Source organism: Mycolicibacterium xanthum (genome assembly GCF_019710635.1).
GTDB lineage: Bacteria > Actinomycetota > Actinomycetes > Mycobacteriales > Mycobacteriaceae > Mycobacterium > Mycobacterium xanthum.
This window is the reverse complement of sequence record NZ_JAIFZS010000042.1, coordinates 1-22851: the sequence shown is the minus strand read 5'-3', so window position 1 is coordinate 22851 and position 22851 is coordinate 1. Positions and strand designations below refer to the sequence as shown.

At 67.3% G+C, this 22851-nt stretch carries 22 protein-coding genes and 1 pseudogene; 10 read left to right on the top strand and 13 right to left on the bottom strand.

Annotated features, from left to right (window positions below; genetic code table 11):
- Positions 1–6: 6 nt before the first annotated feature.
- The 8 genes from JDV09_RS16570 to JDV09_RS16535 all read right to left on the bottom strand — a co-directional run bounded on the left by JDV09_RS16570 (position 7) and on the right by JDV09_RS16535 (position 8006).
- Complete coding sequence (locus tag JDV09_RS16570; RefSeq protein ID WP_221370237.1) at positions 7–447, bottom strand: MarR family winged helix-turn-helix transcriptional regulator; 441 nt, start codon at positions 445–447, stop codon at positions 7–9.
- A 116-nt stretch (positions 448–563) separates the two neighbouring features.
- On the bottom strand, positions 564–1229 hold the full coding sequence (locus tag JDV09_RS16565) for a GntR family transcriptional regulator (RefSeq protein WP_221370236.1): 666 nt from the start codon (positions 1227–1229) through the stop codon (positions 564–566).
- Positions 1230–1282: 53 nt separating this feature from the next.
- Positions 1283–2092 (bottom strand): LLM class F420-dependent oxidoreductase, encoded by an 810-nt coding sequence (locus JDV09_RS16560; RefSeq protein WP_221370235.1) that lies wholly within the window; start codon positions 2090–2092, stop codon positions 1283–1285.
- Positions 2093–2127: 35 nt separating this feature from the next.
- Complete coding sequence (locus JDV09_RS16555) at positions 2128–4203, bottom strand: PhoX family protein (RefSeq protein ID WP_221370234.1); 2076 nt, start codon at positions 4201–4203, stop codon at positions 2128–2130.
- Positions 4204–4315: 112 nt separating this feature from the next.
- Positions 4316–5215 carry an Rv0045c family esterase gene (locus JDV09_RS16550; protein WP_221370233.1) on the bottom strand — a complete coding sequence of 300 codons (900 nt, stop codon included), beginning with the start codon at positions 5213–5215 and terminating at the stop codon, positions 4316–4318.
- A 107-nt stretch (positions 5216–5322) separates the two neighbouring features.
- Entirely contained in the window at positions 5323–6411 is a 1089-nt protein-coding gene (locus JDV09_RS16545) for an inositol-3-phosphate synthase (RefSeq protein ID WP_221370232.1), read from the bottom strand.
- Between the two features lie 63 nt (positions 6412–6474).
- On the bottom strand, positions 6475–7020 hold the full coding sequence (locus tag JDV09_RS16540; RefSeq protein WP_221370231.1) for a PadR family transcriptional regulator: 546 nt from the start codon (positions 7018–7020) through the stop codon (positions 6475–6477).
- A 116-nt stretch (positions 7021–7136) separates the two neighbouring features.
- Positions 7137–8006 carry a DUF1707 domain-containing protein gene (locus JDV09_RS16535; RefSeq protein WP_221370230.1) on the bottom strand — a complete coding sequence of 290 codons (870 nt, stop codon included), beginning with the start codon at positions 8004–8006 and terminating at the stop codon, positions 7137–7139.
- 123 nt (positions 8007–8129) lie between these two features.
- Between JDV09_RS16535 and JDV09_RS16530 the strand changes: the two genes are divergently transcribed.
- The 10 genes and pseudogenes from JDV09_RS16530 (at position 8130) to JDV09_RS16485 (ending at position 18739) form a co-directional block, all read left to right on the top strand.
- Positions 8130–8555, top strand: coding sequence for a DUF5318 domain-containing protein (locus JDV09_RS16530; protein ID WP_221370229.1), 426 nt, complete (start codon positions 8130–8132; stop codon positions 8553–8555).
- Between the two features lie 253 nt (positions 8556–8808).
- Complete coding sequence (locus tag JDV09_RS16525) at positions 8809–11157, top strand: transglycosylase domain-containing protein (protein ID WP_443678036.1); 2349 nt, start codon at positions 8809–8811, stop codon at positions 11155–11157.
- Positions 11154–12788, top strand: a complete 1635-nt coding sequence (locus JDV09_RS16520; protein WP_221370228.1) for a glycosyltransferase family 87 protein — start codon at positions 11154–11156, stop codon at positions 12786–12788. The genes JDV09_RS16525 and JDV09_RS16520 overlap by 4 nt, the downstream gene beginning before the upstream one ends.
- Positions 12789–13057: 269 nt before the next feature.
- A complete protein-coding gene (gene rpsF / locus JDV09_RS16515; protein ID WP_221370227.1) occupies positions 13058–13348 on the top strand; it encodes a 30S ribosomal protein S6 in 291 nt (96 codons plus the stop codon).
- Positions 13349–13459: 111 nt separating this feature from the next.
- On the top strand, positions 13460–13963 hold the full coding sequence (locus JDV09_RS16510; protein ID WP_221370226.1) for a single-stranded DNA-binding protein: 504 nt from the start codon (positions 13460–13462) through the stop codon (positions 13961–13963).
- Positions 13964–14006: 43 nt separating this feature from the next.
- Entirely contained in the window at positions 14007–14261 is a 255-nt protein-coding gene (gene rpsR / locus JDV09_RS16505) for a 30S ribosomal protein S18 (protein ID WP_221370225.1), read from the top strand.
- A gap of 30 nt (positions 14262–14291) precedes the next feature.
- Positions 14292–14747, top strand: a complete 456-nt coding sequence (rplI, locus tag JDV09_RS16500) for a 50S ribosomal protein L9 (RefSeq protein WP_221370224.1) — start codon at positions 14292–14294, stop codon at positions 14745–14747.
- Between the two features lie 496 nt (positions 14748–15243).
- Positions 15244–17607 (top strand): replicative DNA helicase, encoded by a 2364-nt coding sequence (gene dnaB, locus JDV09_RS16495; RefSeq protein ID WP_221370223.1) that lies wholly within the window; start codon positions 15244–15246, stop codon positions 17605–17607.
- A 296-nt stretch (positions 17608–17903) separates the two neighbouring features.
- Positions 17904–18089, top strand: coding sequence for an antitoxin VbhA family protein (locus JDV09_RS16490; protein ID WP_221370222.1), 186 nt, complete (start codon positions 17904–17906; stop codon positions 18087–18089).
- An 11-nt stretch (positions 18090–18100) separates the two neighbouring features.
- A pseudogene (locus JDV09_RS16485) lies at positions 18101–18739 on the top strand (Fic/DOC family protein).
- A gap of 457 nt (positions 18740–19196) precedes the next feature.
- Here JDV09_RS16485 and JDV09_RS16480 read toward each other — a convergent pair.
- The 5 genes from JDV09_RS16480 to JDV09_RS16460 all read right to left on the bottom strand — a co-directional run.
- Entirely contained in the window at positions 19197–19460 is a 264-nt protein-coding gene (locus tag JDV09_RS16480; protein WP_221370221.1) for a hypothetical protein, read from the bottom strand.
- Entirely contained in the window at positions 19461–19691 is a 231-nt protein-coding gene (locus JDV09_RS16475) for a ricin-type beta-trefoil lectin domain protein (RefSeq protein ID WP_221370220.1), read from the bottom strand. It abuts the gene before it with no gap.
- A gap of 70 nt (positions 19692–19761) precedes the next feature.
- A complete protein-coding gene (locus JDV09_RS16470) occupies positions 19762–20565 on the bottom strand; it encodes a GNAT family N-acetyltransferase (RefSeq protein WP_221370219.1) in 804 nt (267 codons plus the stop codon).
- 121 nt (positions 20566–20686) lie between these two features.
- Entirely contained in the window at positions 20687–21937 is a 1251-nt protein-coding gene (locus JDV09_RS16465; RefSeq protein WP_221370218.1) for a metal-dependent hydrolase family protein, read from the bottom strand.
- Positions 21938–22314: 377 nt separating this feature from the next.
- Positions 22315–22851: amidohydrolase family protein (locus JDV09_RS16460; protein WP_221370217.1), on the bottom strand; the 537-nt coding region annotated here is incomplete at its 5' end.

Below are 22851 nucleotides of genomic sequence, written 5' to 3'. Positions count from 1 at the left end.
CTCGAGTTATTCGGCGATCCGCTCGAGCGGGGCCAGCGCCTTGGCCAGCGCCTCCAGTTCGTCGCCGTTGAGCTTGCTGAGCAACGTGGCGAGGTGAGCCTGCCGGGACGCCAACGCTTCTCGGTGTTGTGCCAGACCCTCGGGGGTGATGTCGACGAGAACCGCACGCAGATCCGATGGATCGCGGGAGCGCTTCACCAGCCCCAGCTTCTCGAGCCGGCGGATCGCCACCGTGGTGGTGGGGGTGCGGACCTTTTCGTGGGCGGCCAGCTCGGTCATCCGCATCGGGCCCTGGTCGAGGAGCGTCAGCAGGATCGACAGCTGGGCGAGGGTCAGATCACCGGTGGTCGATGTCCGGCCGGTATGCCGAAGCACGGCCAACACTTTGGAGAGCACGCGCTGCAGTTCGCCCGCGAGCTCGCCGACCTGGGCATCCGCTTCCGCCATAATTCAGACAGTCTAACCTGTCCGAAGCTGCCAAGTTGTCTGGTCAGCGGGTTCTGCGCAAAATCTTTTCGACATATATCGATTCATTTTGAGCACGGCGGGTTCACCGCAACAACTCAGTCGATGGCCGGCGGGGACAGCACTCCGCGCCGGAGCAGTTCGGCCACCATCAGCTGTGAATGCATCCCGGCGCGTTGCGCACACGCCTCTCTCGCCGCGTCGGGCCGGCCGGACCGGATCGCCGACAGCTCTGCCTCGTAGGTGGTCAGCAGCTCGTCGCGGTGGCCGGGAAAACTGTCCCAGAACGACGGCGGGATCAAGGTCTGCGACGAGTCGATCGTCGCCTGCAGGCGCGGCCCGGCGTAATTGGTGTTGATGATCGTGCGGAATTCGCGCGCATGCGGATCGAACTCCAGGTTGTCTCTGCTGGTTCTCATCGCCTGGGTTTGCTGCTCGAGCTCGGAAACGACCGCCGGATCGGCGGCGGCGGCCGCACGCGCAGACGCCAGACCGCAGAGCACGCCGTACAGCTCCTGGTGTTCGCGCACCACGGCCTCGTCGAACCGCTGGACGAAGGCCCCCCTGTGGTAGCGGGTGGTCAGGATCCCGTCGTGCTCGAGCTGGACCACCGCCTCCTGCACCGGGACGCGACTGACACCGAGCCTGGCGGCGATCTCGTTACGATCCAGCCGATCCCCCGACCGGAGCTTTCCGGTCAGCACCAGGTCGACCACATGGGTAACCACGAGGTCTTTCTCTTTGATCCCATACTTTTTCGGCATGGCCGGGCCAGTCTCTCACGGCGTTGCGCCATGTACGCAACGTTCCCGGTGTTTCAGCCCCCGCTGCGCCGCCGTCGGTCGCGCCACCGGCACAACGCCTCAGCCCGGGACAGGTCGTAGTCCGGGCCGTTGACCCCGAGGGTCAGCATCGAGATTCCGAGCCCGGTCAGGGTGTCGGCGTCGGCCAGTAGGCGCTCCAGGTTGCGGCCGGCGACCTCGGCGGACCGCTCGATGTCGGCTGGATCGCGGCCGACCTCGGCGCAGTGGCGCGCCAGCACGGCGGCCTTGTGAGGGTAGCTCTCGCTGTCGGAGAACGAATGCCAGATGTCGGCGTATTGGGCCACCAGCCGCAGGGTTTTGCGTTCGCCGCCCCCGCCGATCAGCACCGGGATGTCCCGCAGGGGCTGCGGATTGAGCTTGCCCAGCCGAGCCTCGATGCGGGGCATCGCCTCGGCCAGGTCGTCCAGCCGGCTGCCCGCGGTGCCGAACGGATAGCCGTACTCGTCGTAATCCCTCTGCTTCCAGCCTGATCCGATGCCGAGGATGAGCCGACCGTCGCTGATGTGGTCGACGGTACGGGCCATATCGGCCAGCAACTCGGGATTGCGGTAGGAGTTGCAGCTGACCAGTGCGCCGATCTCCAGGCCCGAGGTCTGCTCGGCCCACGCGCCGAGCATCGTCCAGCACTCGTAATGCGCCCCGTCGGGATCGCCGTAGAGCGGGAAGAAATGGTCCCAGTTGAACACGACGTCGACGCCGATGTCCTCGCAGCGACGCACCGCGTCGCGGATGTGGCCGTACCGGGGAGCGTGTTGGGGCTGCAGTTGCACACCGATGCGCAGCGGGCGTGGGGAGGCGGTCATGGCTCCACCGTAGGCCCGGGCCGGTACCGGGGCCGTCAGACGCCGATCCGGCCGCCGTTCTTCCACACCGCCACGATCGACGGGCGGGCGGTGCCGTTGCCGCCCTCGGGCCAGCGCGACTGCGGGTCGTCGATGCTGTTGTCGTCGTTCTCGCCCGGATGCTGTACGGCGACCGTCACCAGGTCGTCGGTGATGATCGGTCCGCACGTCTCGGCGCCGAGCGGCACGGTCAGGAACTGCTTGACCTCTCCGCGGTTGGGCCCCTCCAGAGCCACCGCGAACAAACCGTCGTTGGAGTCCAGCGCATTGCCGTCGGTGGAGATCCACAGGTTGCCGTGGCTGTCGAAGGCCAGGTTGTCCGGGCAGGAGATCGGGCTGACCTTCGACTTGTCGAAACCGCCGTAGTAGGTGTCGGCGGCCTGCGGATCGCCGCAGACCAGCAGCAGGTCCCAGGTGAAGTCGGTGCCGGTGTGGTCGTCGGTGATCTCCAGGATCTGGCCGCTCTTGTTGTCGTTGCGCGGGTTGGCCGCATCGGCGGCGGCTTCCCCGGGCGCGCCGCGCTCGTCGTTGTTGGTCAGCGCGACGTAGACCTTGCCGGTCTTCGGGTCGGCCTCGAAGTCCTCGGGGCGATCCATCTTGGTCGCCCCGGCCTTGTCGGCGGCCATCCGGGTGAACACCGCGGCCTCCTGCGCGGTGACCCCCTCGACGAGGGACTCGGCATGGCCGTCAGCTCCGCTGTGCAGCAACGGGATCCAGGTTCCGGAGCCGGCGAACGAGCCCGTCGGGGGCAGGTTGCCCGACCCGTCGATCTGGTCGGCGGGGATGTCGCTGGAGAGCTTGGCGACATAGAGCGTGCCCTCGTCGAGGATCGTCATGTTGTGGGCCATCGCAGCTGGATCGGTCCCGGGTTGCACCTTCTTCGACGACACGAACTTGTACATGTAGTCGAAGCGCTGATCGTCGCCGGTGTAGGAGACGACGGTGCCGTCGTCGGCGACGTAGATGGTGGCGCCCTCGTGCTTGAGCCGGCCCATCGCGGTGTGCTTGACCGGCGTGGACTGCGGATCCCACGGGTTGAGCTCGACGACGTAGCCGAACCGGTTGGGCTCGTTGGGTGTCTTGGTCAGGTCGAAGCGGTCGTCGAAGGTCTCCCACAGCAGCTCGGTGGGTTCGGCGGACACTCCGTAGCGGTCCAGCCGGTCGGCCTCGACCGGTCCGGGCGCCGGCGCGCCCTCGGCCGCTCCGAAGTAGTCCTGGAAGTTCTCCTCACCGGACAGCACCGTGCCCCAGGGGGTGACTCCGCCGGAGCAGTTGGCGAACGTGCCCGCGACGGTCGTTCCGGTCGGGTCGGCCGCGGTCTTGACCAGGTCGGCGCCCGCGGCCGGGCCGGTGAGCGTCATCGGGGTGTCGGCGGTGATGCGCCGGTTGTACTTGCCCAGAACGGGTTTGAGGCCGCCCTCGGGGGTGCGCTCGACCTCGACGACGCCCATCCCGACGGCGGCGCGCTCGACGTCGAACTGCTCGCGGGTGGGGGCGGCGGCGTCGAAACCGGGGAACATGAACTGCGGGGTGACGTACTCGAAGTTGGTCACCAGCAGGTAGCGGCCCGTGGAGCCGGGGATCGGCAGCAGGCCGGCGAAGTCGTTGTTGAAACCGAACTGGCCGCGCTGCGCGGCGCCGGTCTGGTTGTCGACGTCGAACGCCGGCGCGTCGGGCAGCACCGGGTCACCCCAGCTGATCACGACGCCCTGCTGGTAGCCGTCGGCCACGACGACCGCGTCCTCGCTGTTGGGCGGCACCGAGGTGAAGTTCATCCCCGGGGACGGCTGCGCGGGGGCCGGCGACGACGACGTCGGGGTGGCCGACGGCTGGGAGTCGGAGGAGCAGGCGGCCAGCGCCGAGCCCGCGCCGACGGCGAGCACCGCGACGCCGCCGGCCTGCAGGACGGAGCGGCGTGAGACGATCTTGGCGATGTCGCCGAAGTACTCGTTGTCGCTGCGGTTGGGTGCCGGCTTGGAGCAGGCGTCACCGCACTTGTAGACGCAGGTGATGTGCTGTCGCTTGGACTTCCCGTCATGGGAGACAAAGAGGTTGAGCGGTACGAGCGCCATGGCTACCGGGTCCCTTCCGACACGAACGACGGCCGGGGCTGGCCGGCCGCACCCGCGGAAAGCTACGGCAGCAGGACGAGCGGAAGGCGAGCGCGAGGTGAACAGCCTGCGATCAGGATTCGTCGAGAACCTGACGAAGCAGGTCGACGAGGGCCCTCGGCTGGTCGCTCTGCACCGAGTGACCCGAGTCCTCGACGATGTGCACCCCCCGGAATCCCGGAGCGGTCCGGGCGAACGCGGCGACGTCCTCGTCGTTGACGAAAAAGCTGTTGGCACCGCGGATCAGCGTCGTGGGCGTGGTCAGGCGGGGCACGTCGTCCCACAGACCCTCGAACCCCTCACCGTTGCGGATGGAGTCGTAGCGCCAGGTCCAGGTGCCGTCGCCGAGACGTTTGGCGTTGTGGAACACGCCGCGCCGCAACGACTCCCGATCGCGGTGGGGTGCGGCCGCCACGGTTACCTCGAGCATTGCGTCGAAGGTGGGGAACGTGCGCTCGCCCTGGACCAGCGCAACGGTGCCCTTCTGGGCGTCGGTCATCTCGGTGTGCCGTTCGGGCGCCGACGGGGTCACGTCGACGAGCACCAGCTTGCGCACCAGCTCCGGGGCGGCCACCGCCAGCCGCAGTGCGGTCAGTCCACCCAGCGACATTCCGACGACGAGGTCGGCGTCGCCGGCCAGCTCGCGGATCACCGGCTCGACCGCCACCGCGTTGCTCTTCGGTCCGTAGTCGCCGTCCTCGCGCCAGGCCGACCGGCCGTGCCCGGGCAGATCGATGGCCAGCGCCGGTTCGCCGAGGCCCAGAACGACGGTGTCCCAGGTGTGCGCGTTCTGGCCGCCGCCGTGCAGGAACACCACCCGCGGGGCGGCGTCGCCGAACCGGATCGCACTGATCGGGCCCGACTCGATGCGCGTGACGCTCGGCAGTGGGCCCGTCACGCCGGCCTGGCGCGCGTTTTCACCGAGGAAGATGAACTCGGACAGGCTGGCCAGCTCGTCGTCGGTGTCGTCCATGCTGCGACAGTACTGACAGCCGTCCCGCAGAATGCGTTGAGGCTGCGCTCACGGCGGGGAAGTACGAGTGACCTTCACCGTGAGCGCAGCCCCAACGAGGTTGCTGTCTAGCCGTCGATGAACTTCTCGAGCTGCTCGCGGGCGACGTCGTCGGCGAGCTGCTTGGGCGGACTCTTCATCAGGTACGCCGAGGCGGCTTCGATGGGTCCGCCGATGCCACGGTCCTTGGCGATCTTCGCCGCACGCACCGCGTCGATGATGACGCCCGCCGAGTTCGGGGAGTCCCACACCTCGAGCTTGTACTCCAGGTTCAGTGGGACGTCGCCGAAGGCGCGGCCTTCGAGCCGGACGTAGGCCCACTTGCGGTCGTCGAGCCACGCGACGTGGTCGGACGGTCCGATGTGGACGTTCTTGTCCTCGACCTTGCCGGCCAGCGAGCCGGACAGATTGGAGGTGACCGCCTGGGTCTTGGACACCTTCTTCGACTCCAGCCGCGAGCGCTCCAGCATGTTCAGGAAGTCCATGTTGCCGCCGACGTTGAGCTGGTAGGTGCGGTCGAGCGCGACGCCGCGGTCCTCGAACAGCTTGGCCATCACGCGGTGGGTGATGGTGGCGCCGACCTGGCTCTTGATGTCGTCGCCGACGATCGGCACGCCCGCGTCGGCGAACTTCTTGGCCCACACCGGGTCCGAGGCGATGAACACCGGCAGCGCGTTGACGAACGCCACACCGGCGTCGATCGCGCACTGGGCGTAGAACTTGTCGGCCTCCTCGGAACCCACCGGGAGGTAGGAGACCAGCACGTCGACCTGCGCGTCCTTGAGCGCCTTGACGACATCGACGGGCTCGGCGTCGGAGATCTCGATGGTGTCGGCGTAGTACTTGCCGATGCCGTCGAGCGTCGGGCCGCGCTGCACGAGGACGTCGGTGGGCGGCACGTCGGCGATCTTGATGGTGTTGTTCTCGGAGGCGAAGATGGCCTCGGACAGGTCGAAGCCGACCTTCTTGGCGTCCACGTCGAACGCGGCGACGAACTTCACGTCGCGCACGTGGTACCGGCCGAGCTTGACGTGCATCAGGCCGGGAACGGTGGCGCTGGCGTCGGCGTCCTTGTAGTACTGCACGCCCTGCACGAGCGAGGACGCACAGTTGCCCACGCCGACGATCGCGACCCGGACGTCATTGCTTGCGGTCATGACGGCTTCTCCTCTGTCCTACTTCTGTTGCGGAAATACTCGATTGATTGGCTGACGAGTTGTTCACATCTGTTCGGCGCGCCCCTGCGCCGACTTCTCCGCCGCGATCAACTCGTTGAGCCACTTGACTTCTCGTTCGCTGGACTCCAGCCCCAGCTGGTGGAGCTGGCGGGTGTACCGGTCGAACGAGTTGCTCGCCCGCGCGATGGCTTCACGCAGACCTTCGCGACGTTCTTCCACCTGACGGCGCCGACCCTCGAGGATCCGCATTCTGGCCTCCGCCGGTGTGCGGTTGAAGAACGCGAGGTGGACCCCGAAGCCGTCGTCGGAGAAGTTCTGTGGGCCGGTGTCGGCCACCAGCTCGGTGAACCGCTGCTTTCCGGCATCGGTGAGCCGATAGACCCGGCGGGCGCGCCGCACCTTGAGGGTGCCCTCGGGCGCGGCGTCCTCGACGATCAGACCGTCGGTCTGCATCCGCCGCAGCGCCGGGTAGAGCGAGCCGTAGGAGAACGCGCGGAACGCGCCGAGCAGGCCGGTCAGGCGCTTGCGCAGCTCGTAACCGTGCATGGGGGATTCCAGGAGCAGCCCCAGGACGGCCAGTTCGAGCACGCGGGGCACCTCCCTCCCGATAGATCCGTCGCTACGACGTCTCGACACCTCGGCACATAGTATCGCGCCGATATATTCGGCGCTACATCGGCGGCCGCGGCCGGACCGCGGGACGGTCAGTTGCTGGGGTAGTTGATCTGCTTGACGGTGCCGTCGGCGTTGAGCTCGATGTAGCCGCCGCCGAACTCGCTGGACACGTAGACGGTCAGGTCGATCGCCCCGGGCGGGGCCGTCACATCGCTGCCCGGATCGATCGACAGGTACATGTTGTCGACGTCGGCGGGGTTGATCCCCAGCGTCTCCGGGGCCCCGCGCATGACGCCGACGATCGCCTCGACGTCGAATTTCCCCAGGTCGACCAGTACGTCGCGGTCGTCCTTGGCCGAGGTGGACGGATCGCCCCAGCCACCCCGGTAGGTGTAGCGCAGAATCCGGCGCTCGTCGGCCGGATCGGGCCGTTCCAGCGACGCGTAGTCGGGATAGATGGTCAGCGAGTAACCCTCGGAGTCGCCGAACCTCTGCTTCATCTGTTCGATCAGGCCATTGAGCCCGCCGAGGGAGTGCAGCTGCCGCGGCGGGGTGAGGACCTTGGCCGGAATGCCGTCGGATTTCGCGCCGGGATCGGAGGTGAAGTTCAGCGGCGACGGCGTGTTGCCGTACAGCCCCCACCCGATGGCGACGCCGAGCAGCACGAGCACGCCGGCGATCGCGGCGCGGATGCCCCAGCCGGGGGCCATCCCGGGCAGCACCCGCTTCCGCACACCGGGGACGACGAGCTGCGGTGCGGCGGTCTGCAGGTCGGAGACCAGCGACTGCAGCTCACCGAGCGTGGCGGCGCTGGTGGCGGCCTTGACCCGCTCACCGTGCTCGGCCATCGACAGCTGGCCCTCCGACAGCGCCGTGTCCAGGATCTGACACGTGGCGTTGCGGTCGCTGTCCTTCGCCCGCGTACCCGACGTCCGACGTGCTGAGCTCCCCGAGGCCACGACGTGAATGGTAAGAGTTACCCCTTCGATGGCGCAGGCCAGCCGCCGTTTGTCGCGGCCCGGACACGACCCGGCGGCGCCGCCGACGCTCGGCTGCCCCCGCACCGACGTACTCTGGTCCTCGTGCGATTGCAGCGACAGGTGGTGGACTACGCCCTGCGGCGGCGTTCCCTGCTGGCGGAGGTCTACTCGGGACGCACCGGCGTCTCGGAGGTCTGCGACGCCAACCCCTACCTGCTGCGGGCCGCGAAGTTCCACGGCAAGCCCAGCTCGGTGACGTGCCCGATCTGCCGCAAGGAACAGCTGACGTTGGTGTCGTGGGTGTTCGGTGATCACCTCGGCGCGGTATCCGGGTCCGCGCGCACCGCAGAAGAGCTGGTCCTGCTGGCGACCCGCTACGCCGAGTTCTCGGTCCATGTGGTGGAGGTATGCCGCACCTGCAGCTGGAATCACCTGGTCAAGTCGTATGTGCTCGGCGCGGTGCCCCCTCCCAAGGGGTCGCGTCGCACCCAGACCGCGCGCGAACGTGCGCGCACGGCCAGTGAATAGCGAAGGGCGCCACGACCGGTCGGTGAACGATGCCCGCGACGGGCAGCAGACTGACGGCGTGAGCGCACGACCCCCGCAGCACCGCTCCGACGGTCCGCCGTCTCGTTCCGACGGTCCGCCGTCTCGTTCCGACGGTCCGCCGTCGCCTCGTCCCGACGGCTCGCCGTCGCGCCGGCCCGGTGACGGCGGGCGGCATCGTCCGCCGAGCCAGGGCGCGCCGCGGCGGCCGGGCCCCGACGACCGGTTGACGACGGTGCTGCCGCCGGTGCGCGAGGACACCCCGGCCCACCTGCGTGACCCGATCGACGCCGTCAAGCGGGCGCTCGACGGCGGGCAACCGCCGCCGCCACCCCCGCCGCCGGTCCGTCCGTCCGGGGGTGGCTCCGACGGTGGCGGACCGTCCGAACCTCCGCGGCCACAGCGCAGCCTGCGGGACCGGATCAACTGGCGGTGGGTGCGGCGCGGCGCGCTGGTCGCCGCGATCGTGATGATCGTGCTGCCGATCCTGACGTTCGGCATGGCGTACCTGATCGTCGATGTGCCCAGGCCCGGTGACATCCGCACCGCGCAGGTGTCGACGATCCTGGCCGGCGACGGCACCGAGCTCGCCAAGGTCGTTCCGCCGGAGGGCAACCGGATCGACGTCAAGATCGACCAGATCCCGGTGCACGTGCGCGACGCCGTGATGGCCGCCGAGGACCGCGACTTCTACTCCAATCCGGGTTTCTCGTTCACCGGGTTCCTGCGCGCGGCGAAGAACAACATCTTCGGCGGTGACCTGCAGGGCGGGTCCACCATCACCCAGCAGTACGTGAAGAACGCGCTGGTGGGCGATGCGCGCTCGGGGGTCGGTGGGCTGATCCGGAAAGCCAAGGAACTGGTGATCTCCACCAAGATGTCCAGCGAATGGTCCAAGGACCAGGTGCTGGAGTCCTACCTGAACATCATCTACTTCGGCCGCGGCGCCTACGGGGTGGCCGCCGCGTCGAAGGCCTACTTCGACAAACCCGTCGAGCAGCTCACGGTCGCCGAGGGCGCGCTGCTGGCCGCGCTGATCCAGCGCCCCTCCGCGCTGGACCCGGCACTGGACCCGGTCGCCGCCGAGGAGCGGTGGAACTGGGTGCTCGACGGGATGGTGGAGATCGGTGCGCTGTCGGCGCAGGACCGCGCCGCGCAGGTGTTCCCGGCGACGATCCCGCCGGACGCGGCGAGCACCCAGAACCAGACCACCGGGCCCAACGGGCTGATCGAACGGCAGGTGATCAACGAGCTGCTGGAGATCTTCCACATCAACGAGCAGCAGCTCAACACCGAGGGCCTGCAGATCACCACGACGATCGACCCGCAGGCGCAGGCGGCCGCCGTCGACGCGGTCGACGAGTACATGGACGGCCAGCAGCCGGACATGCGGACCGCGGTGGTGTCGATCGACCCGAGGACCGGCGGGGTCAAGGCGTACTACGGCGGCTCCGACGCCGCCGGGTTCGACTTCGCCCAGGCCGGCCTGCCGACGGGGTCGTCGTTCAAGGTGTTCGCGCTGATCGCCGCGCTCGAGCAGGGCATGGGGCTGGGCTACCAGGTGGACAGCTCGCCGGTGACGGTCAACGGCATCACCATCAACAACGTCGAGGGCGGCGGCTGCGGAACCTGCAACATCGCCGAGGCGCTGAAGCGCTCGCTGAACACCAGCTACTACCGGCTGATGCTGGAGCTGGAGAACGGCCCGGCCGACGTCGCCGACGCCGCGCACCGCGCCGGCATCGCGGAGAGCTTCCCGGGCGTCGAACACACGCTGTCCGAGGACGGCGAGGGCGGCCCGCCCAACAACGGGATCGTGCTGGGCCAGTACCAGTCCCGGGTGATCGACATGGCCTCCGCATACGCCACGATCGCCGCGTCGGGCGTCTACCACAAGCCGCACTTCGTGCAGAAGGTGGTCAACGCCGAGGGGCAGGTGCTGTTCGACGCGAGCCAGGAGGACAACACCGGGGATCAGCGCATCGAGAAGGCCGTGGCCGACAACGTGATCGCCGCGATGCAGCCGATCGCCGGGTGGTCCAACGGGCACAACCTGGCCGGCGGACGGCCGTCAGCCGCCAAGACCGGGACCAACCAGCTGGGCGACACCGGCGCCAACCGCGACGCCTGGATGGTCGGGTTCACCCCGTCGCTGTCGACCGCGGTGTGGGTGGGCACCACCGACGGCACCCAGCCGCTGGTCAACCAGTGGGGCTCGCCGGTGTACGGCTCGGGGATTCCGTCGGACATCTGGAAGGCCACGATGGACGGCGCGCTGGACGGCACTGAGAACGAGTCCTTCCCCAAGCCCGAAGAGATCGGCGGCTACGCCGGGGTGCCCGCGGCACCCCCACCGCCGCCGACCACGACCGAGCCGCCGCCGCCGTCGGAGACGGTGATCCAGCCGACGCTGGAGATCGCGCCGGGCATCACGATCCCGTGGGGTCCGCCGACCACGGTGCCCGTCGCGCCACCGGGAGCGCCGCCGCCGGTTCCGCCGCCCGATCCCGGGGTCCCGCCTGCTCCCGGTGCCGAGGTGCCGCCGGGCGAGCCGGTGCCGGCCGGTCCGCCACCGCCCCCGTGACGGAATCACAGGCGGCCGAACGCGATACGTCACCGGCGCCGCTGGCCCGCGACCTGCGCAGCCTCGGCGACCGCGACCTGCCCAGCCGGACCGACACCATCGGTGCGGCGCTGGCCGGCACCATCGGCGGCCCGGTCGGCAGGCACGCCCTGATCGGCCGGACCCGGTTCATGACCCCGCTGCGGGTGATGATGATCATCGCGCTGGTGTTCCTGGCACTGGGCTACTCGACCAAGGCCGCCTGCCTGCAGACCACCGGCACGGGTACCGCCGACCAGCGGGTGGGCAACTGGGAGAACCAGCGGGCCTACTACGAGCTCTGCTACTCCGACACCGTGCCGCTCTACACCGCCGAGCTGCTGAACCTCGGGAAGTTCCCGTACAAGTCCAGCTGGGTGGAAACCGGCGGCGACGGCAAGCCGCAGACCACCTATGACGGCGACCCCGCGGTGCGCTACATGGAGTATCCGGTCCTGACCGGGATCTACCAGTACCTGTCGATGACACTGGCCAAGACATACACCGCGCTGACCAAGCTGGTCGCGGTGCCGGTGATCGCCGAGGTGGTGATGTTCTTCAACATCGCGGCGTTCGGGCTGGCGCTGGCGTGGCTGGCGACATTGTGGGCGACGGCGATGCTGGCGGGGTCGCGGCGGATCTGGGACGCCGCCCTGGTGGGCGCCTGCCCGATCGTGATCTTCCAGATCTTCACCAACTTCGACGCGCTGGCCACCGCGTGCACGGCCGGAGCGATGCTGGCGTGGGCGCGCCGAAGACCGGTCCTCGCCGGCGCGCTGATCGGGCTGGGGGTGGCGGCCAAACTCTATCCGCTGCTGTTGTTGATCCCGTTGGTGCTGTTGGCGATCCGGACCGGCCGGGTCCGCGCGGTCGGGCAGACCGCGCTGGCGGCGCTGGCGACCTGGCTGGTGGTGAACCTGCCGGTGCTGCTGCTGTTTCCGCGGGGCTGGTCGGAGTTCTTCCGGCTCAACACCCGCCGCGGCGACGACATGGACTCGATCTACAACGTGGTGAAGTCGTTCACCGGGTGGCGCGGCTTCGACCCCGACCTCGGGTTCTGGCAGCCCCCGACGGTGCTGAACACGGTGACCGCGTCGCTGTTTCTCGTGTGCTGCCTCGGCATCGGCTACGTGGCGCTGACCGCGGCGCGGCGCCCACGGGTGGGTCAGCTCGCATTCCTGGTGGTGGCGGCGTTCCTGCTGACCAACAAGGTGTGGAGCCCGCAGTTCTCGCTGTGGCTGGTGCCGCTGGCGGTGCTGGCGCTGCCGCACCGGCGGATCCTGCTGGCCTGGATGACCATCGACATGCTGGTGTGGGTGCCGCGGATGCTCTACCTGTTCGGCGAGCAGAACAAGGGACTGCCGGAGCAGGCGTTCACGGCCACCGTGCTGCTGCGCGACATCGCCGTGGTGGTGTTGTGTGCGTTGGTGATCCGGCAGATCTACCGTCCCGAGCTGGACCTGGTGCGCGCCGGCGGGGTGGTCGACGACCCGGCCGGCGGGGTGTTCGACCGCGCACCCGACGCCCCACCCGGCTGGCTGCGGGCCCGGCTGTGGCCGCGCGACGGGGTGCGCGCCGGGCCGGCCCGCGAGCCGGACCCCGCCGGCGTCTGATTCCCGGCCTTCCCGGACGGGGCCTTCCCGCTCGCCGCCCCTTCCGCCGACCGGGCCTCCCGCCGAGTGTGAACCCAGTGCGATTTCCGGGCGTGCTTTTCGCGGCGGTTCACACTCGGTGACCGATGGGGCCGCCCCAGGACCCGCTTCATGAGCGATTTCGCAGATCAGCGCCTGTTCCTGTAGCCTGGGCCGGTTGCCGACGCAGGCGACCCTCCTGCCACGGAACGACCGTGGCCGCAACGACCATAGGAGGTGATGGGTTAGTTATGCGTCCATACGAAATCATGGTCATCCTCGACCCCACTCTCGACGAGCGCACCGTAGCTCCGTCGCTGGAGACGTTCCTCAACGTCGTCCGCAAGGACGGCGGCAGTGTCGACAAGGTCGACATCTGGGGCCGCCGGCGGCTGGCCTACGAGATCGCCAAGCATGCCGAGGGCATCTACGCGGTGGTCGACGTCAAGGCGGAGCCGGCCACGGTCAACGAGCTCGACCGTCAGCTCAACCTGAACGAGTCCGTGCTGCGCACCAAGGTGATGCGGACCGACAAGCACTAGGTCGCCCGGACCGGTCGAAGCGGGCGTGCTCGTCACACCACTTCCGTAGGCTCGCCTGCGACCGCCGTTTCAGGCATCCATGCTTCAACCGAGGGCACACAGGAGGAACCCGTGGCTGCTGGTGACACCAACATCACCGTCGTCGGAAACTTGACCGCCGATCCCGAACTTCGTTTCACCCCGTCCGGCGCGGCGGTGGCCAACTTCACCGTTGCGTCCACCCCCCGCATCTACGACCGCCAGAGCGGTGAGTGGAAGGACGGCGAGGCGCTGTTCCTGCGGTGCAACATCTGGCGCGAGGCCGCCGAGAACGTGGCCGAGAGCCTGACCCGCGGATCGCGCGTCATCGTGACCGGCCGGCTCAAGCAGCGTTCCTTCGAAACCCGTGAGGGCGAGAAGCGCACCGTGGTCGAGGTCGAGGTCGACGAGATCGGGCCGTCTTTGCGCTACGCGACCGCCAAGGTCAACAAGGCCAGCCGCAGCGGCGGTGGTGGCGGCGGGTTCGGCGGGGGCTCCGGCTCCCGCCCGTCGGAGCAGCCCAAGAACGACGACCCGTGGGGCAGCGCGCCCGCCTCGGGTTCGTTCGGCGGCGCCGACGACGAACCGCCCTTCTGATCAATCAACAGACATTTCAGCGATTTTGAGAAAGAGATAGACGATGGCGAAATCGACCAAGCGTCGGCCGGCGCCGGAAAAGCCGGTCAAGACACGCAAGTGCGTGTTCTGCTCCAAGAAGGGGCAGGACATCGACTACAAGGACACCGCGCTGCTGCGCACCTACATCAGCGAGCGCGGCAAGATCCGGGCCCGTCGGGTGACCGGCAACTGCGTCCAGCATCAGCGCGACATTGCTATCGCGGTGAAGAACGCCCGCGAGGTCGCGTTGCTGCCGTTCAGCTCGTCGACGCGGTAGTAGCGAGAAGACCAGACAGGACGTAAGACGATGAAACTGATTCTGACTGCCGAGGTCGACCACCTCGGTTCGGCCGGTGACACGGTCGAGGTGAAGGACGGCTACGGCCGCAACTACCTGCTGCCCCGTGGGCTGGCGATCGTGGCCACCCGCGGCGCCGAGCGCCAGGCCGATGAGATCCGCCGCTCGCAGGAGCTCAAGAGCGTCAAGAGCCTGGAGCACGCCAACGAGCTGAAGACCGCGATCGAGGGTCTCGGCGCCGTTGAGCTGGCCGTCAAGGCGGCCGGTGACTCCGGCAAGCTCTTCGGTTCGGTGACCGCCGCCGACGTGGTCGCGGCCATCAAGAAGGCCGGCGGGCCCAACCTCGACAAGCGCACCATCAGCCTGCCCAAGGCGCACATCAAGTCGGTCGGCACGCACCCCATCGGCGTGCGGCTGCACCCCGACGTGGATGCCGCGGTGTCGCTGAGCGTGGTGGCGGGCTAGCAGCGGTTCGGCCGCAACAGCGCAGGAACGGCCGGGCGAGGACCACAGGGTCTTTGCCCGGCCGTTGCCGTTTCCCGGTGGCGAACATTTCCCGGCAAAGTCGCCACAGCGAAGGCAACCGGCTGTTAACCTGCCCGGCGCCGACCCGAAACACAACACGCCCGAAACGGCTACCGGCGACGACACGCCGATGAATTTCCCATCCACAGATATCGCACCGGCCTATGGTGCGTTCATCAGCGCAAATGGGATGAACAACGCTGTTGATCCACAGGTTTTCCCCAACGACTCAACATCGCCGACCAGACCTATCCACACGCCATCCACACGTTCATCAACAACACCGACTTGATTCCCCCCCAGCAACGTCTAGCGTGAGCCGTCGCGGGATCAGTTTCCGCCGCGGTGATCGGTTGTCGGGGGCTGGGCCTACAGTCACGGCAGACCGTCATTCGAAACTGCGTTCGACCGCGAACAGGAGGGGGTGGGGCTCAGCGTGGCTGTGGTCGATGACTTGGGTCGTTCGGGCGATCGCTCGGACATGGAGCCCCCGCCGAGCGAGGATTTCGGCCGTCAACCACCCCAGGATCCCGCGGCCGAGCAGGCCGTGCTGGGCGGCATGCTGCTGAGCAAGGACGCGATCGCCGACGTGCTGGAGCGGCTGCGCCCCGGAGATTTCTACCGCCCCGCCAACCAACTCGTCTACGACGCGATCCTCGACCTCTACAGCCGCGGCGAGCCCGCCGATGCGGTGACCGTCGCCGCCGAGCTGGACCGCCGCGGTCTGCTGCGCCGGGTCGGCGGAGCGCCGTATCTGCACACCTTGATCTCGACGGTGCCGACGGCGGCCAACGCCGGCTACTACGCGGGCATCGTCTCGGAGAAGGCGCTGCTGCGCCGGCTGGTCGAGGCCGGCACCCGCGTCGTGCAGTACGGCTACGCCGGGGCCGAGGGCGCCGACGTCAACGAGGTGGTGGACCGCGCGCAGGCCGAGATCTACGACGTCACCGAGCGGCGCACCGCCGAGGACTTCGTGCCGCTCGAGGAGCTGCTGCAGCCCACCATGGACGAGATCGACGCGATCGCGTCCCAGGGTGGCATCTCCCGGGGAGTGCCGACCGGTTTCGTCGAGCTCGACGAGCTGACCAACGGGCTGCACCCGGGGCAGATGATCGTCGTCGCGGCCCGGCCGGGTATGGGCAAGGCGCTGGCGCTGGACACCCCGCTGCCGACACCGGCCGGGTGGACCACGATGGGCGAGGTCGCCGTCGGCGACGAATTGATCGGCGCCGACGGGCATCCCACGCGGGTGGTCGCGGCCACCGACGTGATGGTCGGGCGGCCGTGCTACGAAGTCGAGTTCTCCGACGGAACCGTCATCGTCGCCGACCGGGAGCACCAGTGGCTCACCGAGACGCGCGCGTCGCGGCGGGGCGCGTCCATTCCGGCCGCGGTCCGGACGACGGGTGAGATCGCCGCGACGCTGCGCTGCCCGACGAAAGACCGCCGGCTGAACCACTCGGTGGCCAACGCATCGGCGCTGCAGTCACCCGACCGCGATCTGCTGGTGCCGCCGTACACGCTCGGTGCGTGGCTGGGCGATGGCACCACGGCGGCCGCCCAGCTCACCACGGCAGACCCCGAGATCACGATGCGCATCGAGGCCGAGGGGATCGAAGCGGGGGAGCAGGGCACGCTCCAGGGCAGGCTGCGGACCATCGGATTCTTGAACGACAAGCACATTCCGGCCGGGTATCTACGCGCGTCGGAGTCCCAGCGGCGATCGCTGCTGGCCGGATTGCTCGACATCGACGGCACGGTGACGGCGAGCGGGTCGGTCCAGTTCTCGGTCACCAACCGGCGTCTCGCCGAGGATGTTGCGGAACTGATCGTCAGCCTGGGCTACCGCTGCCAGACGATGACGAAGCGGGTGCGTGGACGCACCGCAGCATCCTCGACCACCTATACCTTGAATTTCACGACCGACGACGTTGTCTTCGGCCTCGAACGAAAAGCCATCCTGCACAAGGAACGACGGGCCGGAGCCTGGTCGGCACGGCACGGCCTGCGGTACATTGTCGACGTTCGGCCGATCCCGAGCGTTCCGGTGCGCTGCGTGCAGGTCGACAACACCGATCACATGTACCTGGCGGGCAGGGCGATGGTGCCCACCCACAACTCGACGCTCGGACTGGATTTCATGCGGTCCTGCTCGATCAAAAACCACCTGTCGAGCATCGTGTTCTCGCTGGAGATGAGTAAGTCCGAGATCGTCATGCGCCTGCTGTCCGCGGAGGCGAAGATCAAACTGACCGATATGCGGTCGGGCCGGATGACCGACGACGACTGGACCCGGCTGGCCCGACGGATGAGCGAGATCAGCGAAGCGCCTTTGTACATCGACGATTCACCGAACCTGACGATGATGGAGATCCGGGCCAAGGCGCGCCGACTGGCGCAGAAGGCCGACCTGCGCCTGATCGTCATCGACTACCTGCAGCTGATGACCTCGGGCAAGAAGGTCGAGTCACGCCAGCAGGAAGTCTCCGAATTCTCCCGCCAGCTCAAGCTTTTGGCCAAGGAGCTCGAAGTGCCGGTGGTGGCGATGAGCCAGCTCAACCGTGGGCCGGAGCAACGCACCGACAAGAAGCCGATGCTGGCCGACCTCCGTGAGTCCGGCGCCATCGAGCAGGACGCCGACATGGTCATCCTGCTGCACCGCCCGGACGCGTTCGAGCGCGACGATCCGCGTGGCGGTGAGGCGGACCTGATCGTGGCCAAGCACCGGAACGGGCCGACCAGGACGGTGACCGTCGCGCATCAGCTGCATCTGTCGCGGTTTGCGAACATGGCCAAGTAGGGCGCGGCGGGTGCTGCGCGCTCTCTGCTGCTGCTGCGCGGGTCACGATGTGAGGGCGGTCGACGTCTGCGCCGAACGCCTCGAAAGCCGGCGGCGGTGGTGGTGCTGCTGTCGAGATGCAACTAAGATCAACAAACGGCACCCTATTGTTAAACAAGGTCAACAGCCCAGATCAGGTTGTCGCCGTAGTCGGCTTGGCGTTGCCATTGCCGGCTGGCGGCGGTGCCGTGCAGTTTCGTCGCGGTGTCGGAAGAGTCGACTATCCTGAGGGTTACGCGACTGAAGGCGGTGTTTCGGTGACTGAGGTGCAAGAAGCGCAGCGTCGGCGGGTCAAGGCCGTCAGGTCGATCCGCCGCAGCAGTGAGCTCGAGGGTTCGCGCAGCACGGATGCCACCCGCGAGGATCAAGACGCCTACGCCCGGGGGGCCATTACCGCCGCCGAATTGGGGGAGCGCGTCCGCCGCCGGTACAACGTCCAATAGGCGGACCGGGAGTGCCGCACCCCTGGGACACCGGTGACCCAGCGCGGAACTGGCAGGGTTACTTCATCCCCGGCACCACTGTCTTGAGGAACCGCGTCGGTGCCCGGACGGTCGAGGCGTTGCAAGACGCGGAGAACGATCTTGTCGAGGCCCGGATCATTGAATTGCGGTAAGCTCCAGAGCTTCTGGGTGAGCGTTCGTACGATCTGGCGTTCCTGCAAGCAATCCACCGCCAACTCTTCCAGGATGTGTACATCTGGGCCGGAGATCTGCGGACAGTCGGCATCGAGAAGGGCGACGAGTCCTTCTGTCCGCCGGGCAACATCGGCCAACCGATGAACCATGTCGCCGCAGAGGTCCACCGGCTCGGGAAGCTGACGGCGGTTCCCGATCCCGATCTCGCGCGCACCGTGGGGTACCTGTACGACTACGTAAACTTCGCCCACCCCTTCCGTGAGGGCAATGGCCGTTCGACACGCGAGTTCTTCGATCTCCTCCTTTCTGAACGCGGCGCCGGCATTGACTGGGACAAGACCGACCAGACTGAGTTGTACAGCGCGTGCCACACCGCGCGCGCCGACTCCGACCTCAACGGACTGGTCGCGATGTTCGCCAGAATCCTCGATACCGATCCTGCGTACGACTTCTGACCGTGTGACCGAATGACGAAACCGGCCGGGTGGACTGCAGCGGCGGGGAGCAGCGGATGCGGGCCAGAAGCCCTGTGTAAGAAGGTGTTTGGTGATTGGACCGGTACGTCACGTTGTGATCCCATCACTGTCACGTGACAGAGCCATGGCCGACTTGGCCTGATCGGTGTGAACGATTTCGGCCTCCGGCCTGGCTCGTCACGGGGTGCCGCTGAAGAAAATGACACGAACTTGAGACGAAACCCGGATGACACGACGTGAGATAACCTGCGTTATCGCAGTTCGGGAGACCGGGCTATGACACGGAAGTTGAGAACCTACAGCCGGGTTCACGGCGGCTTCCTCTATGCGTCCTCGACTGTCGGGCCGTGAGGTGCTTGCGGATCTCGTTCGCTCCCTGGCGGTTTCACGGTTGCTCGAACGGATAGTCAGACCATCGTAGCCGGCTGAGGGCAGTTCAGGGGTGCGGGAAGATGGCTTCGATCCGGGGGCCGTCGCTTGACCAGAAGACCTTGTAGGGCGGGTGCCCGATTACCGGCAGTCGGAGGCGGATGCCCTCGTTCGTGGTGATGTCCGTCGATAAGGCGTGGGCCTGGCTAGGCAGTCGGAAGATCAGCTCGATGGTGTCGAGCACGGCGTTGTAGAGGTCGGCGTCGGGGGCGCGCTCCAGTTCGTCGAGTTGGGAGTCGGCGACTTCTGAGTACTCGGCGTCGGCGCTCATTTAGCGGCGTCGGCGAGTACGGCGCACCGTCGGGGACGCAGCAGCCCTGGCGAGGAGATCGCGCAGTTCGGGATCTGAGTCGTACTCCTGTTGCGCGTCGGTGACGATCCGGGCTGGCTGCAGCAGGATACTGCCGTCTTCGTTGACCCGCATGAGAAAGCGCTGGTTGGGGAGGCCGGGTAGAACTGCACGGCTGCGTGCGTCGGTTTCGATGAGCGCCGGTTCAGTCACGAAATCAGTATATTCCCACTTTCCCACAATGGGCAATCATGGCGGCGTTTGGAGAGGAACCAGAGCTAAGCTAGGCACACATCCAACACGTCCATCGGACCAGTCGGAGAAAGCCGAGCCGTTCGTACACCGGCTGACCGTCGTCGGACGCGATGAGCACCGCCGGCTGGTCGGTCCAGGCGACAGTGGCCGCCCAGGTGATCGCGGCTCCCGCCCCGAGCCCCCGCGCACTGGGCAGCACGGCGACGTTCTCCACGACGGTGGCTCCGGCGGCCGACAGTGCCACCGAGGTCGCCACCGGGGTCACGCCGTCGTAGGCGACGAATACCCGGCACGTCTCGGTCGGCAATTCTGGGCGATAGAAGTTGAGGCCGGAGTCCTCGGCGAGTTCGGGCAGCGGGTAACCCTCGACCAGGACTCGTTCGGCGTCGACAAGCTCGGTCGGCGAGACCGCTTGACGGACATCGAGTTTCGTGGCCGGCTCCGTTGTGATTGTGCTGGTCGGCCGCCACATCAACGGTGGATGCCCCACCAGGCTCAGGCCCATGGGGGCCAAGTCGGGTGTCGGGATGGGGCTGATGACCAGCAACGGTGAATCGGCCGGCTGGTAGTCGCGGATGTCGCCGATCAAGGCAGCCCAGTCCCGCGGCGGCTCGGTGACCAACACCCAGTTGAGCATCGGCGACGACGTCCCACCGAAACCACCGGACCAGCCCGGCCGCTCGACCACGGTGCCGCCCGCGGCCCGGGCAACCGCATCGGCCCACGCGACATGTGCCAACACCGCCTGGCGCACCAGTGAATCCCCGGCGGGAAGGTCAGGTTCCCAGCCTGTCGTCAGATGTTCGCCCTCCTCGGGCAGCATTGACGTCATGTCCGACAGCCTGACACGAAGGGCAATCGGCGCGCTACGACACCAAGGGCGAAGAACTCGCTGCGGCGGGTGCAAACCCTCCGGCCGACGGAGCTCGTCTCGGCTTTGCGCTTTCGCGTGATCACGATTTGTAGAGCTGACCGTCCTTCATCACCATGCGCAGATTCGTCTGCGGGTCGGCAATCAAAGACAGGTCGGCGAGCGGGTTGCCATCCCAGATGAGCAGATCGGCAAGGGCACCCACCTCAACCACCCCGAGTTTTCCCGGGTAGGGGTCACGTGGACCACACAGCTTGAGCAGCTGCGCGTTGTCATGGGTGACCATTTTCAGGGCCTCACCCGGGGTGAACCAATTCCCGAGTTTGGTCACGAGCTTTCCCTGCTTCTCGGCAAGGCCCGCATCGAAGAGAGTGTCGGTGCCGAAGGCAATCTTCATGCCGAGTTCTTTGGCCGTCCGGTAGACCCGCTCGGTGCCGTTGGTGGCCTCCACGAACTTCGCACGGCTGACGGGATCGGGAAAAGGAATGGCGTCCTCATCGTCGAGTATGGGTTGGATGCTCAGCCATGCGCCCTTGTCGGCCATCATCTGCAGGGTCTCTTCGGAAAGCAGGAAGCCGTGTTCGATCGACAAGACCCCGGCGTCGAGGCACATCTGCACCGATGCGTCATTCATGGCGTGGACTGCAACATAGGTGTTCCAGCTGCGGGCCACGTCGACCGCGGCGGCCATCTCCTCGAAGGTGTACTGACGGGTGTCGAGCGGGTCATACAGCGAAGACACCCCGCCACCGGCCATCACCTTGAGCTGCGTTGCCCCCATCCGTAACGCTTCTCGGCAACGCAACAGGACTTGAGGGACACCATCGGCCATGAGCGTCATCCCGGCGGTCGAGAAGTAGTCGAGCGCACCGCACGGGTGGGTGGGAACCTCATACGGTCCGCGGAAGTCCCCATGGCCGGATGTCTGGGAGATAAAGGGTCCGGACGGATAGATCCGCGGCCCATCCACCACCCCGAGATCGGTGGCGCGCTTCAAGCCGAACACATTCCCACCCACGTCTCGCGTGGTCGTGAACCCTCGAAGCAGCGCAGCCCGATTCGCTTGAGCCGCAACCAGTTGCACGAAATTCAGATCGCCGCTGAGCAGATCGGCTTGGGCTAGCGTGGCGAACAAAGCGTGCCAGTGGTTGTCGATCATTCCCGGCGTCAGCACGCCGCCCTCGCCGTCGACGACGGTTACCTCGTCGGCCGGCTTGAGGGCTGCGTCGATCGCGGAGATCACGTTGTCGTCGACGAGCACGTTTGTGGGTCCGGACAGGTCGTCGACGTGTCCGTCGAACACCTGCACTCCAACGATCAACGTTCGTGACATGCCACGAACCTATACTTTTGCCGCAGTGGGGGGTGCATGAACCGCCCCGAGTTGTCACCGTCGTCGCACCCACGCTCCCGAACAGGCACGATCCTCAGGTCCTCCGGCGCAGAAGTCAGTGAATGACAGGCTGTGAGCCCGGCACTCCACCACCGAAATCGACCGGGGCAGAATAGTATTCCTTCGTCCAACTCTCGACGCTGAGCGACGTGGCGCGGCTTTCGGCCGGCTCGAATCGGATCGGCTCGCCCGGACTCGCACCCTCGAGCACTTCGGAATCCCGCACGACGATGGCGCCGTTGACGATGACGTAGGGAATGCCGGTCGACGGCAGCGTGGCGTGGGAGTACGTCGCATTGTCTGTGACGGTCTGTGGGTCAAAGACGGGAGGCTCTAGCGACCATTACCTCTTGTAGGCGTCCCCGTTCCTGCATCGCCGTCAAGCCCATCTCGCCCAGGTGGCAGGCCGAGTTGTAGCTGGTCATGGCGACGACCTGCATCAGTGGAATATTGTGCTCCCGCGCCACGCGAAGGGACTTGGCACAACTACCTGCCGCCCGCGGGTGGGTGTTGGGCAGCTCCTCGTAGGGCGTCTCCCAGCTGAGGCCATCGTCGGGCACCATCGGCATGCCGTCGGTGACGACGCTGACGCCGGGCAGCCTGAGCCAGTCGACGATGGCCGACTCGGGCATCTTGAACACAAGGACCGCCCGCGTCGGCTCCTTCTCGAGCATCTCCTCCCGCGACTGCTGCGTGTACCACTCACCGGTCGCCACGTCCTGGATCGTGTCCTCGTACCGGTGGCCGAGAGTCTCGACCCACATCTCCGGTTCCAGGAAGACGGCGTTGAGGGCCGTCGACCCGGCGGCGTAGGGGTAGATCTCACCCCAGACGTTCATGCCGCGCTCCCTCAT